Origin of the sequence: Ensifer sp. B1-9, assembly GCF_050474445.1 — a bacterium.
Lineage (GTDB): Bacteria > Pseudomonadota > Alphaproteobacteria > Rhizobiales > Rhizobiaceae > Ensifer.
In genome coordinates, this window is record NZ_JBCHVG010000006.1 from 99,847 (window position 1) to 113,284 (window position 13,438).

Annotated in this window: 7 protein-coding genes; 3 read left to right on the top strand and 4 right to left on the bottom strand. The window is 64.4% G+C overall.

The annotated features are described in order from the left end of the window. Window positions 1-194 precede the first annotated feature (194 nt). Window positions 195-1,844 (top strand): hybrid sensor histidine kinase/response regulator, encoded by a 1,650-nt coding sequence (locus tag ACQ5BM_RS12500; protein ID WP_429811340.1) that lies wholly within the window; start codon window positions 195-197, stop codon window positions 1,842-1,844. Here the strand turns inward: ACQ5BM_RS12500 and pbpC are convergent. From pbpC to ACQ5BM_RS12515, 3 genes are all read right to left on the bottom strand, one after another. After that, the gene (gene pbpC / locus ACQ5BM_RS12505) at window positions 1,834-3,915 is read right to left on the bottom strand and encodes a penicillin-binding protein 1C (RefSeq protein ID WP_429811342.1); all 2,082 of its coding nucleotides are present in this window, start codon (window positions 3,913-3,915) and stop codon (window positions 1,834-1,836) included. The two genes, ACQ5BM_RS12500 and pbpC, sit on opposite strands and share 11 nt — an antisense overlap. Window positions 3,916-3,923: 8 nt before the next feature. Continuing rightward, complete coding sequence (locus ACQ5BM_RS12510; protein WP_429812013.1) at window positions 3,924-9,374, bottom strand: MG2 domain-containing protein; 5,451 nt, start codon at window positions 9,372-9,374, stop codon at window positions 3,924-3,926. Window positions 9,375-9,582: 208 nt separating this feature from the next. Continuing rightward, window positions 9,583-10,248, bottom strand: a complete 666-nt coding sequence (locus tag ACQ5BM_RS12515) for a GntR family transcriptional regulator (RefSeq protein ID WP_429811344.1) — start codon at window positions 10,246-10,248, stop codon at window positions 9,583-9,585. A 254-nt stretch (window positions 10,249-10,502) separates the two neighbouring features. On the opposite strand from ACQ5BM_RS12515, the gene ACQ5BM_RS12520 reads away from it, so the two are divergent. Next, complete coding sequence (locus tag ACQ5BM_RS12520; RefSeq protein WP_429811346.1) at window positions 10,503-11,402, top strand: GNAT family N-acetyltransferase; 900 nt, start codon at window positions 10,503-10,505, stop codon at window positions 11,400-11,402. Window positions 11,403-11,697: 295 nt separating this feature from the next. Further along, window positions 11,698-12,729 carry a trans-3-hydroxy-L-proline dehydratase gene (locus ACQ5BM_RS12525; protein ID WP_429811348.1) on the top strand — a complete coding sequence of 344 codons (1,032 nt, stop codon included), beginning with the start codon at window positions 11,698-11,700 and terminating at the stop codon, window positions 12,727-12,729. 70 nt (window positions 12,730-12,799) lie between these two features. Here ACQ5BM_RS12525 and ACQ5BM_RS12530 read toward each other — a convergent pair whose 3' ends face one another. Continuing rightward, the gene (locus tag ACQ5BM_RS12530) at window positions 12,800-13,420 is read right to left on the bottom strand and encodes a helix-turn-helix domain-containing protein (protein WP_429811350.1); all 621 of its coding nucleotides are present in this window, start codon (window positions 13,418-13,420) and stop codon (window positions 12,800-12,802) included. Window positions 13,421-13,438 lie beyond the last annotated feature (18 nt).

Genomic DNA, 13,438 nt, shown 5'->3' on the forward strand with positions numbered 1-13,438 from the left:
TCGGCAATTCTCCGCGGATACCGCGTTATGTCGGGGGAGGAGCGGCAATGGAAACTCGCGAACATTTGCAACCTCTCCTGATAGACTTATTATTTCGTCAATCTTACGCGGTGCTTTTTGCCAATTTCGCAATTCCACTGCCGGTTGCCTATGTGCTGCGCGATTTCGTGCCCGGGAATAGGCTGCTTTTCTGGGTGGCCACACTTTACCTGCTGACCTTCGCCCGCATCCTTCTCGACTGGAAGTATCGGCGGCAGACGCAGGACGAACGGAGCCGGGACTGGCGTCGATGGGCCTGGCGGTTCACGCTGCTTTCCTGGGCGTCGAGCGCCTTGTGGGGCGCACTGGGCTGGTTTGCATTCCTGCCGGACGAACCGCAGACGCTTGCCTTCATCTGCATCGTCATGACCGGCATTGCCAGCGGAGCAGTTCCGTCACTCTCGGCGTTTCCTCTCGCCTATGCCGGTTCACTGCTCGCCATCCTGCTGCCCTTTGCGATCCGCTGCTTCATGGGTGACGGGCCGATCTACGACACCTATCTGGCCTTCACCATCTGCCTCTTCGGCGTCGACCTCTACTACAGCCGCGTCACTCACCGGACGCTTGCCGAAACGGTACGGCTGCGTTTCGAAAACCTGTCGCTGATCGGCAGCCTGGAGGAGCAGCGCGACAGGGCGCAGGGCGCCGACCGCGCCAAGTCTCGTTTCCTTGCCGCGGCCAGCCACGATCTGCGTCAACCGATCCATGCGCTCGGCCTCTTCATCTCGACGCTTGGCGCGCTCGGGCGCAACGGCGACGTGCCGGCGAAAAGCGCGCGCGATCTCGCCGACCGCGCGCGTTCGGTCATCGGCAACTTGAGCGGCCTGCTCGACGCCCTGCTCGATATTTCCAAGCTCGACGCCGGTGTCGTCACCGTGGCGCGGGAACCTGTCGGCCTGCGGCGCTTGTTTTCCGATCTCAGGGCGGAATACGCAGGTATTGCGGGCGGGCAGGGGGTGGACTGGCGTGTCGTGATGACGGATGTCTGGGTCGATACGGATCCGATGATGCTGAAGCGGATTCTCGACAATCTGATTTCCAACGCCTTTCGTTATACGCGGACCGGCACGGTCCTGCTCGGCTGCAGGCGCCACGGCGCTGCGGTCGAAATCCAGGTCTGGGACACGGGTTTGGGCATCCCCGCGGCGGCGCAGGACGCGATCTTCGAAGAATTCGTTCAACTCGCGAATTCCGCCCGTGACCGGGCTCAAGGGCTCGGCCTCGGGCTCGCGATTGTGCGGCGGACTGCGGCACTGCTCGGGCATCGGGTCAAGGTGGTCTCGAAGGAAGGTCGCGGTTCGATGTTCTCCGTCACCTTGCCGGTGGCGGCGTCGATCCCGCGGCCGCAGAGCGATCGTGCGGATCCAGCCACAGCGACACAACACGGCGGCATCATCGTCATTGATGACGAGCGGGATGCGCTGGATGCGACGGCTTTGCTTCTCAGGACACTCGGTTATCGGGTTTACGCCGGCCGATCCGCGGCGGCCGCCTGCCACGAGCATAGGAGAGCCTCAAGCCGGGGAGAAGCGCCGGTCGACCTCATCCTCACCGACTATCGGCTCGAAAACGGGCAGACGGGGATCGGTGCCGTGCGTGACGTCAATCGCTATCTCGGACGGGACGTACCGGCGCTGATCCTCTCCGGCGACACGTCTGCGGCCCGGCTGCGGGAAGCGAGCGCGAGCGGCTACCGTCTGCTGCACAAGCCGCTCGATGCGGCGCGGTTAAGGGATGAAATCGAGGCGGTGCTCGTCGCAAAGCCCGACGATCGCGCCCGTGAACGGAGCGCCGCTATTCGATGAAGACGCGTACGCTGGCGGCGCGGCCGACCGCGTCGATGACGGTCAGCGTCGAATAGCCGACCCCGTCGGGCTGCCATTGGGTAATCCGTCGGCGTGTCAGCTCCGGCAGCGGCCGGCCATTGGCGAGCCAGCGAAATGGCGCTCGGCCGCCTTGCAGCTTGAGCGTCAGCGGCGAAATCGCCTGGTGATCCATCCCGAGCTCGACACGCGCACCTTCCGGCGGAAAGACGATCTGCGGTGCCGGCTCGCGCGCCGAAGCGTTGACGAGGCCGCTTGCGGTCAGCGAGAAGCGGCGTTGGCTGATCGGCAGTTCAGCCTGCGAAATGCGGATCGCGCCCGCTGGCGCATCCGGCAGCGGCGTGATGCCGAAGCCGGACTTGGCGAAACCTTCGAAGAGAATCGGGGCGGCGCTGCCATAGCCGGTGAGGCCCGGCACGGCGCCATTGTCCGGACGGCCAACCCAGACGCCGAGCACATGGCGCCCGTCGTAGCCCACCGACCAGGCATCGCGGTAGCCGTAGCTGGTGCCGGTCTTGTAGGCGATACCGCGCTGACGGCTGCCCGTCGGCGGCAATACGCCCGAGAGCGCATCGGAGACGTTCCAGACGGCAACGGGAGAAAGCAGCGGCTCCGCTTCGATCAGGCCGGCCTTGCCATCGACGCCGTCGCCGAGCCGGAGAGGGAAGCCGCGATTGGCAAGCGCGGCATAGAGCTGCACGAGATCGCGCAGCGAAAGCCCGACACCGCCAAGGCCGATGGCAAGCCCCGGCGCTTCGCCGGCCGGTAACGCCGGCTTCACCTCTCCGCGGCGGAAGCGCATCATCAGTTCCGCCGGGCCGACCGCGTCGAGAAGCCGGATCGCCGGAACGTTCAAAGACAATTGCAGCGCCTCGCGCACGCTGACATCGCCCTGATAGCTCATGTCGAAGTTGCGGGGGCGATAGCCGAAGAAATCCGCAGGACGGTCCTCGATGATCGTCTCCTGGCTGACCAGTCCTTCTTCGAAGGCGAGGCCGTAAATAAAGGGCTTGAGGGTGGAACCGGGCGACCGCGTAATGCGGGTCATGTCGATCCAGCCGGAACGGCTCGCATCGAAATAGTCGGCCGATCCGACCGAAGCGACGATCTCGCCGGTCTTCGCGTCGGCCATCACCATGGCAACCGAAACCTTCGGCCCCAGCTTGGCGGCGCCATCCCGCGCGACGGCTTCGAGGCTGCGTTGAACGGCAAGGCGCAAGGTGGTCTGGTGCCGGATCGCCTGCGGGTCCTTGCGTAACGCCCGCTCGGCGAGATGGGCCGCATAGGACGGAAGCTGCAGGCGGCGCGAGGGGACAGATGTCGCGATTGCGCGTTCGGCCTCGCCGCCTCCAATGACGTCAGCGACGGCGAGACGCGTCAGCACACGCTCGCGGGCAGCGACGGCCGCGGCGTGGTTGCGATCCGGCCGACGCTTTTCCGGCAATTGCGGCAAGGCGACGAGCAGGGCCGCTTCACCGGCCGTCAGCCGCTTCGGCTCCTTGCCGAGCCAGGCGAGGCTTGCGGCGCGCACGCCTTCGATGTTTCCGCCATAGGGCGCGTGGGTCAGGTAAAGGTTGAGGATCTGGTCCTTCGAGAGGCGCCTTTCGATCTGGATGGCGCGGGCGATCTGCAAGAGCTTTGCCGTGATGGAACGCTGCTGCCGCGGCTCGATCAGCCGTGCGACCTGCATCGACAGGGTCGAGGCGCCCGAGACGATCCGGCCATTGCTGACGAACTGAAGCGCGGCGCGGCCGAGGGCCAGCAGGTCGACGCCCGAATGCTCCCGGAAGCGCTGGTCTTCGTAGGCGATCAGCATCTTCAGGAACTGCGGATCGACATCGTCGACTGTCGTCTTCAGCCGCCAGAGACCCTGCGGCGTTGCGAAGGCGCGCAGCAGTTGTCCATTGGCATCGTCCACCTCGCGCGAGACGACATCAGCCTCGTCGAGCGGTGGCGGGAAGGCTTGGTCGGCCTTCTCGATCGCAAAGCCCGTCAGCCCCGTCAGCAGCAGGCAGACGGGCAAGGCGATCAGCAGTTTGCGCCCAATCGACATGATCTGGCCTATTGCGCCGCCAGCACCTCCATGCGCCCCGTCGCGGTGCGGGCCGAGAGCTGCGGCCGGTACATATCCTCGACGGTGGCCGCCGGATGGTCGTAGACGCCCGGGGTCACGGCGCGCACCACATAGGCGAGCGTGACATCACGCGCGGATCCGGTGCTCCGGTCGATCGCCGCGACGAAGCGGTCGTTGCGGAACTCCGTGTGGGTCGCGGTAATTTCGCCGAGCCATTCGAAGTTGCTGAGCTGGGCGCTGTCGACGAGGCTCGGATTGTCGATCTGGAAGCCGGCCGGCAACAGGTCGGTGACGAGCACCCGCGACGGCCAGTCGTTGGTCTCCGTCATCTTGAGCACGACGACGTAGCGCTCGTTCTGTCTCGCTTCCATGACGTTGGCCTCGGCTCCGTCGAGCGTGTAGTAGGTGCGCTCGATGGTGAAACCGTCGCCGCCGGCCGAGAGCGGTTGGGCGGGTGCGGCGACCGTGGTGACCACGGCCGACACCGGATCGGCGCCCTGGTTGCGGATCACAACCGGATGGGTGGTCAGCGCATCGCCGGTCATCTGGGCGGCATAGCTGCCGGTCTTCGACGCGCCGTTGACCTCAAGCGCCATGTCCTCGTCGCCGTTCTGGATGGCGCGGGCGGCAAGCAGCATCCAGGCCTGTTCCTGGGTGCTGGTATAGGTCTTCTGCTCCCATTCGCGCGCGACGATCTTCGACAGCTCAGGAACGATCGGCGGGACCGGGCGGCTTTCAGCCGCCAGCGCCAGCACGGCCGCGTTGTCACGCAGCGACGAGCCGTAGTCGGAGCGCGACAGGCTGACATTGACGAGGCCCGTCGACATGTTCGCCGCCTTGGCAAAGGTGTCCTGCGACCCTTGAGCGTCGCCATAGAGCGCCAGCGCTGCGGCGATATGTGCCTTCGCAAGCGGCGTCGGGAAGTCGTCGATCAGCGTGTTGGCGTAGTAACGCAGATCGTTGATCGCCGCCTTGCGATTGCGGGCGAGCACATAGAGCGCATAGGCAATCTCGTTGCCGCGATCCTTGGCATTGGTGTCGTAGCTGACGCCGTTCTGCAGGTTTTCGAGCGCCTGGACCATCGCGGCCTCAGGCACGTCGTATTTCTGTTCGCGGGCGCGGGTCAGGAAGTCGGTGACATAGGCATCGAGCCAGAGGTCGCCGTAGCCCGGACCCCACAGACCGAAGCTGCCCGACGAGGACTGGTAGGAGAGAACGCGATAGATGGCCTCCTGCACCCGTTTCGTCACGCCTTCGTCATCGGCGAGGCCGGACTGTTTCGCGAGTTCGCTGAGATAGAGCAGCGGCAGTGCACGGCTCGTGGTCTGCTCGGCGCAGCCATAGGGGTAGCGATCGAGCGTCATCAGCAGCGCCGGCATGTCGAAGGCGGCGGAACGGGTGACGCTGAGGTTGACCGAGGCGCCCTGCAGGATGCTGTCGGCGAGCAACTGCCCGTCGACCGTCAGGCTGCTTCCGGGCGCGATCGCGACCACCTGCCGCTGGGTAACCGGCAAGGTCGCCGGACGCACGAGCAGATCGAGCGACTGTTCGAGGGAAAGGCCGTTGGAGCCGGTGAGCGTCACGGTGACGATGCCATTGCCGGGATATTGTCCCACCACGGGCAAGGTTACCGCCGAGCGGCCGCCCTGTTCCAGGGTTACCGTGCTGCCTGCGCCCGGTTGTTCGACGGTCGCCGGGCCGCTGGTCGTTACCTGGATCTGGTATTCGCCGGCCGGCGCGTCGGTATTGGCGATGTCGAGCCTCAGCTCCGACCGGTCTCCGGGCGCCAGGAACTTCGGCAGACTGGCGGTGACGACAACCGGATCGCGGATCACCACGTCGCGGGTGGCGTGGCCGACACCGGATTTTGTCCAGGCGACGGCCATCAGCCGTGCCGTGCCGTTGAACTGGGGGATATCGAAGCTGACGGTCGCCTTGCCGTCGCCATCGAGCTGCAGCGGACCTTCGAAGAAGGCGACCAGCTTTTCCGTGGGCGGGCTGCCCTGAAGGGCGACCTGGCCGCCGTCGCCGCCGGTGCGCAGTTTTCCAGTGGCGCCAAGCGAGCCGTCGATCAGGCGGCCGTAGAGGTCGCGGATTTCGAGACCGAGCTGCCTCTGGCCGAAGTACCAGGCTTCCGGATCCGGTGCCTCGTAGCGGGTGAGGTTGAGAATGCCGACGTCGACGGCGGCCACCGTCACATAGGCTTCCTCGTCGGCACCGGCACCGGCGACCTTCAGGCTGATGTCGAGTGGTTTGCGGGGCTCCATCTTCTCTGGCGCACCGAGGGTGACGGCGAGTTTGCGCTCGGCCGGATCGACCGACAGCCATTTGATGCCGATGGCACGCATCGGCATGCGGCTCTCCTGGGCATCGCCCGGCCGGTAGAGCGTGGCCGTGACATAGGCGCCGGCGCCCCAGGCATCGGTGACCGGCAGTTCGACCTCGCCGCCTTCTGCGGCGATCGAGGCGGTCTGCGTCGTGATCAGGTTCTCGGTGCCGACGGTCACCAGCAATTCGCCGGCGAAGCGCGGCGAGACCTTAAGCTTGGCCGTGTCGCCGACCGCATATTTCTCCTTGTCGAGCGCGATTTCCAGACCGTCGGGCGTTTCGGTCGAGGTGGCCGCGACATACCAGCCGGCGTCAAATTCGACGCTCGAGGTCGGACCGTCGATCGAGGCGGTCTCGACTTCCAGGCGATAGCGTCCCCAACCAACAGGAACGGCGATCTCACCGCCGTCTTCCGTCAGGTCGACACTGCCGTTGGCCACCTGCCTGGTGGTGACGACCGGTTCGTATTTCCAGGCGCTGCCGTCGCGGTACCAGTGATAGTCCCGTTCGACGCTGATCAGCTTCCACAGGAGCCCGGGCATCGCGACCTTGGTGCCCGAGGGATCGACGGCGATCACGCGGAACTTGCCGACGGAATTCTCGGCGAGTTCGCCTTCGAATTCCGGCTTGATGCCGAGCATCGGGCCTTCGGCGCGCACGGGCAGCTTCAACGAGCGCTCAACGGCACGGCCGCCGGCTTCGCGCATGCGGACGGTGACGGTGGCGTCGAGCAACTGCGTGGTTGAGGGCACTTCATCGAGCAGGACGTCGAAGGTGGATTTGCCTTCCTCGTCGAGCGGCGAGAGTTCCTCAAGCGGCAGGCGCGTGTCTTCGCTCGCCTCTTCATCGGCGAGACCGAAGGAGTAGCCTTTGAAGGCAGTGCTTTCGCGCGTCGGCCTGATCGTCACTTCGCCTTCGAGCTCGAGACCGGCAGCCGGCGCGCCATAGAGATAGCGCCCGTCGACCGCCACACTTGCCGTTTCGCCGACGGCGATTTCCTTGGCGTCGCTGGTCAGGTCGAATTCGGTTCGATCCGGCACGAAGTCATCGACCAGAAACTGCTTCTCGCCGATCGCAGGCGACTTCGGGTCGGTGAAGATCTGCATTGTCCAGGTGCCGCGCATGGCGTTTGCCTGAACGTCGAGGTCGAGCGTATGGCCGCCGAGCTTGCCGCCGGCGCTGGTCATGCGCCGATATTCGACGCCATCCGGCCGGAGGAAGACGAAGGTCAGCGGCAGGTTTTCGATCGCCATGCCGTCGACGTCGCGGGCAAGCGCTGCGGCATGTACCGTCTCGCCGGCGCGGTAGATGCCACGCTCGGTCCAGGCGAGAATATCGATGGCGCCGGGGGCCGCGCGGCCGGTGACGCCACGATCGGAAAGGTCGAAGCCGGCGCGGCTCATGTCGAGGAAGACGTAGTCGTCCTCACCCTTCTTCGCGGTGATGACCGCCGGCGTCAGTCCGGCGGTGCCACGGATCAGGCCCGCCGTGAAGGTGACGCGGCCGTCGCCATCGCTCAGAGCGGTGCCGAGGATCTCATTGTTCTTGGCGACGAGCTGCAGTTCGACGCCTTCGATCGGCTCGGCAGTGGCAAGCGAGCGCACGAAGACGTTCAAACCGTCGGTGCCTGCATAGGTGGAAATGCCGATATCGGAGACGACGAACCATTGCGTCGCGCGCGCATCCCACTCCTGGCTCATGCCGGTGGTCGGGGCGGCGGTGAGGACATAGACGCCGGGCTTGCGCTCGGGGAGCGCCTCATCGACCGGGAAGCTGGTGACGACTTCCTTGTTGACGTTGCGCTCGATGTCGATCGTGCCCTGCCAGACGAGCTCGCCGCTCTCGTCTTCGATGCGCTGGGCACTGTAGCCGTCGAGCTGGGTCAGGAACTGTGAGCTCTGCAGCACCTGGGCGATGCTGCGGTCGCCAACGCGGTAGAGTTTCAGCTTGGCGCTGTCGGTGTTGACGGAGACGATCGGGATGCCGCGGCGCGCGGTCGACGGCAGCACGAAACTGTCGCCGGTGAAGCGGACCATCTGGGCACGGTCGGCGACATAGATGTCGAGGGTAACGGGCGCCTCGAGCACCTCGTCGACGGTGGAGGGCAGGCCGGTGCGGAGCGTCAGCTTGTAACGTTCGCCATGCGAAAGGCCTTCGATGCAGATCTGGTCGCCCTTGGCTTCGAGCGCCTTGGGCGCAGCACCATTGACGGTCACGAAGGAGGCGTAGTCTGCGCCGCTCTTCAAAAGCTGCTCTGAGAACTGCACGCAGGCACGCGGCGTGGCCGCGTCGGAATCAATCGTATGCTCGACGACGCGGAAACCCTTGCGCTGCTTGAGATCGAGATAGGCGGCCTCGACCGATTTCGCCTTCACCAGTTCCAGGCTCGCCTTGTAGGCGTCCAATGCGGCGCGGTAATTTTCAGCGCCCTCGAGCGATTTCGCCATGACGGCGAGCGCATGGGCGCGGCTCTCGGTGGTACGGGTCAGCTCATAACCGTTGATCGCCGCGATCGCCGCCTGCATCGATACGGCCGAGTTGTTGGTGATGCGGTTTGCTGTGCGTGCCGCTTCCAGCCAAAGCTCGGCGTCGTCGGGTGTGATCGCCAGGGCGCCCTGGAAGGCCTTCAGTGCATTTTCGATGTTGCCCATGCCGGCCTGGCCACGGGCCATGTCGATGAGCGTATTGACGCCCAAGCCTTGCTGGTCGTCGGCCAGCGCGAGATTGGCCTTGGTATTACGGGCATCCTGCAGGATCTGGTCCGACAGGAATTTGAGGCGCGGCGGTGCGCCGATATCCGCTTCGACGGCCTGCGGCTGCACGATCTTGCCGGCGATCGCGCCCGGGAAAAAATTCAGCTGGTTGTAGTCGGACTTGAGAAAGCACCACTTCACCTTGGGATTGTAAGTGAAGGCGCGGCAGGACTGGTCCGCGATGCAGGTCTGCTGGCACTCGTCGAGCGAGACGTTCTGCTCGGTCCTGAGGTCGAAACCGAAATAATCGCCATCCTGCGTTATCTCGACCTGGCGGCTGGTCTCCGCGGAGAAAGCGGGGACGCCCGTGCTCAGAATGGACAGGAAAAGGGTGGAAAGGCCGAAAAACGCGCGCACAGACATCAAGTCCTCCCAACGCTGCCGGTCTCGATAGGGGCTTCACTTTTCAGGCTTCCTGGCCGCTTGTCAACTGAGGAGAGGTCAAGGCTCAGCGCAATTTCCGCGGGTATCCTGGTGTGAAGGGTCAAATGTCGATCCGGAATGAAACAGGATAAAACGATATGTAAATCAAACTATTATGACATCGAACGACGAAGCGTCGAGGCTAACCCCTTTGTTCCCTGAGGAAGATCGTCAACGAACGGCCGGCGTCGAGGATATGGTCGCGCGTGAGCTCGCAGGCGCGCTCGGCGTCGCGCGCGATACAGGCATCCAGAATCGCCTTGTGCTCGCGACGCGCCCGGGCAACGCCTGAGGTCAGCGTCAGCTGCGCACGAAGGTAGCGATCGATGCGATCGAGCGAAGCGCGGACGATCTGCAGGTAATAGGGGCGGCGCGCTGCCTCATAGAGGCTGTAGTGGAAGTTGCGATTGATCTCGCCCCACCGGTCGGAATTTTCCTCGCGCTCGAACTCCTCGCAATGCTGACGTGCAAGTTCCAGCGTGCGGCGGTCGAGATTGGGCACGGCGAGACGAATGACTTCGGCCTCGATCAGCGCGCGGAACTCGAAAATTTCCTCGATTTCCTCGATCGAAAGCCCGGCGACGACCGCGCCCTTGTAGCGCTCCGTGGTGATCAGCCCATGCTGCTCAAGGCGCGAAAGCGCCTCGCGCACCGGAATGCGGCTGGTGTTGAACATCTGGGCGATGTGGTCCTGGCGCAGGTTCTCGCCCTCGGCGAGGTCGCCTTCGATGATCGCCTTGCGCAAGGCCTCATAGACGATATCGGCCGCTGAGGCGGCTTGCCTGACATCGACGGCGTCGAGTTTCATCCTGTTCAAACCCTGCTGGCCAAACCCTGCGGCCTGGCGAATTCGGAAGCGTTTTCGCGCTGTTGGTCCATGGTCATAGGTCCAATCCGGGCGCCGGGCAACAGAGCTTTGGAAACAAGGCGCGGCGACCTCGTCACGGGAGCCGCAAATCGCCTTGCGGACGAAAGGTCTCTGATGAAGCGGAGTAACGAGGCGTGATATGGTTGAGCCTGCAAAGGCCAGCATTGCCTTGGAAACCTTTCGTGGTGTTACCAATGTCGCTCGTTTACAGGCGCGCTCAAGCCGACGATTTGGCTGCGACCGATGCACTGGTCGTCTCAAGCATCAACGACCTTACCATTCGCCATGGCTTCGGGCCGATGGCGACGGCAAGCCCTCCGAGTTTTCAGCTTTTCTGTCTCAAGGACGATCCGGACGGCCTCTGGGTTGCCGAAGAGGGCGGAGGCATCGTCGGATCCGCCTGGAGTTGGACTTGCGGGGATCTCTGGTTTCTCGCCCAGTTGTTCGTCGATCCCGCTCAACAGGGTCGGGGCATCGGAAATGCGCTGCTGGAACGAACCCTGGAGCATGCGCGCAAGTCAGGCGCAGTCCACAAGGCGCTGATTACCTTCACCTTCAATCGGGCGTCGCAGGGGCTCTACATGCGGCACGGCTTCTTTCCTCGCACGCCGATCTATTTTTTTGACGCCAGTCGTGAGGCGATGCGGATGTCGCCGCAGGTGGTCCTGCGCGCTGTGCCGATCGATGCCGATGCGGCGACCATGGAGACGCTGGCGGCGATCGATCGCTGCGCCATCGGCGTATCGCGGGAGAAGCATCACCGCTACCTGCTCGGCGATCCGGCGACCCGAGGGTTTCTGTTTTACGCCGGCAGCGATGCGGTCGGATACGGCTATATCGGTTCCAGCGGGCACATCGGTCCGCTCGCAGTCATGCGGCCCGACCATGTTCAAGCTGCCTTCGCGGCCGCGCTGCGATTGGCCGCTGCGGGCACGTCTGAGAAGATCTCGGCCTTCCTGCCGGGGACATGCGACGGCGCCTTGAGCCTTGCGGTCGATCAGGGCATGCGGATCACCTTTCCGATGCTGCTGATGGCGTCACCTGGCTATGGCGACTGGCCGTGTTATCTGCCCCGCAATCCGGGTTTCATGTGATCCGAGAGATTGCGGCGCGCTCAAGGGCGGGCCTCAACCTCGCCAATAGACGTCGACGCGCAGCTATTTCGACGTTTTCGCGACAAGCCCGTCGGCAAGCCGATCGCGGCGCGCTTGCAAGTTCTTCACGACCAGGCACAGCTTCAAACATTTTTCGGATTGTATATTGGATCCAATATTTCTAAGAGTCGTCTTATCGGGTCAGCGCTATCGCGCCACCCGGCAAAACAGGGGCGGCCGACGTGAAAGGCGCGCCCGGGTGGCGCCCGTCCACCAGCACGGAAGGAGAAGGGGCATGCGCAGCAGCAAGGTCGTTCACATCGTTTCCTGCCACGCGGAAGGGGAAGTCGGCGACGTCATCGTCGGCGGCGTCGCGCCGCCGCCCGGAAACACGCTCTGGGAACAGCGCCGCTTCATTGCCGAAGACCAGACGCTGCGCAATTTCGTGCTGAACGAGCCGCGCGGCGGCGTCTTCCGCCACATCAACCTGCTTGTGCCGCCGAAGGACCCGCGCGCGACGATGGGCTTCATCATCATGGAACCGGAGGATACGCCGCCGATGTCCGGCTCCAACTCGATCTGCGTTTCCACCGTGCTGCTCGACAGCGGCATTGTGCCGATGCAGGAGCCGGAGACCCGCATGGTGCTTGAGGCGCCCGGCGGCCTGGTGAACGTCGTTGCGGAGTGCCGCAACGGCAAGGCCGAGCGCATCACCGTCACCAACGTCCCGTCCTTTGCCGACAAGTTGGACGCCAAGCTCGAAGTCGAGGGCCTGGGCACACTGACGGTCGATACCGCTTATGGCGGCGACAGCTTCGTCATCACCGACGCACGTGCGCTCGGTTTCTCGGTGACGCCGGACGAGGCGCGGGAACTGGCTGAAACCGGCATCAAGATCACCCGCGCGGCCAACGAACAGCTCGGCTTCTCCCACCCGGAAAACCCGGAATGGGACCATATCTCCTTCTGCCAACTGACGCTGCCGGTCGAGGAGAAGGACGGCATTCTGCATGGCCGCAACACGGTCGTCATCCAGCCGGCCAAGCTCGACCGTTCTCCGACTGGGACCGGTTGCTCGGCGCGCATGGCGGTGCTCCATGCCCGCGGCGTGATGAAGGTCGGTCAGCGCTTCAGCGGCCACTCCATCATCGATTCGACCTTCAATTGCCGCATCGTCGGCGAAACGACGGTCGGGGGACGCCCGGCGATCGTGCCTGAAATCTCCGGTCGCGCCTGGATCACCGGCACGCACCAGGTGATGCTCGATCCGGCAGATCCGTGGCCGGCCGGCTACCGTCTGGCTGATACCTGGCCGCGCAAGCAGTGAAGCCTGACCTTGCGGGCCGCCTTGTGCGGCCCGTACCTTTCGGCCCAGTCCTTTGGATAGTTCCGCCGGTTCAGTCTTCCTTGATGATCCGGGTGGTGCCGACCCAGAGTTCGCGGGCCGGTCCCGCGCCGACATTGCGGGCGCGATGCGGCAGCGAGGCGGGGAAGTGCAGGGTGTCGCCGGCCTTCAGCAGATATTCCTTGCCGTCGATCTCGTAGAGCATTTCGCCCTCGATCAGATAGAGGAAATCCTCGCCCTCGTGGCTGGTGAGTTCCGACGCATAACCCTTGGGCATATGGGTGATGCAGCCGTTGAGCGCTGCGCCCGGAAAGCCGCGCTCGATCAGTTCGTAGACGCGCTCCTTGGTTTCGACATTGTAGCCGGGGCGCTCGCCGGCGTGCGAGACCATCGAATGCCCATGCTGCGGCGGCTGCGACAGGAAGGTGTCGACGCTGGTGCCGAGCGCGTTGGCGACATTGTAGAGCGAGATCAGCGACGGCGTGGAGATGCCGCGCTCGATCTGGCTGATGAAGCCTTCCGTCAGACCGGCTTCGCGTGCCACGTCCTTCATCGTCTTGCCGATTTCCTTGCGGCGCGCCCTGAGCATTTGCCCGAGCGAGGCGGGCGTCGCAGTTTCCGGGAGGGAGGCGCTTTCGGCAGCTTCGGGCGCCTCGTCGATCTTCAGGGGCATGATTTTCTTTCCGCTTGA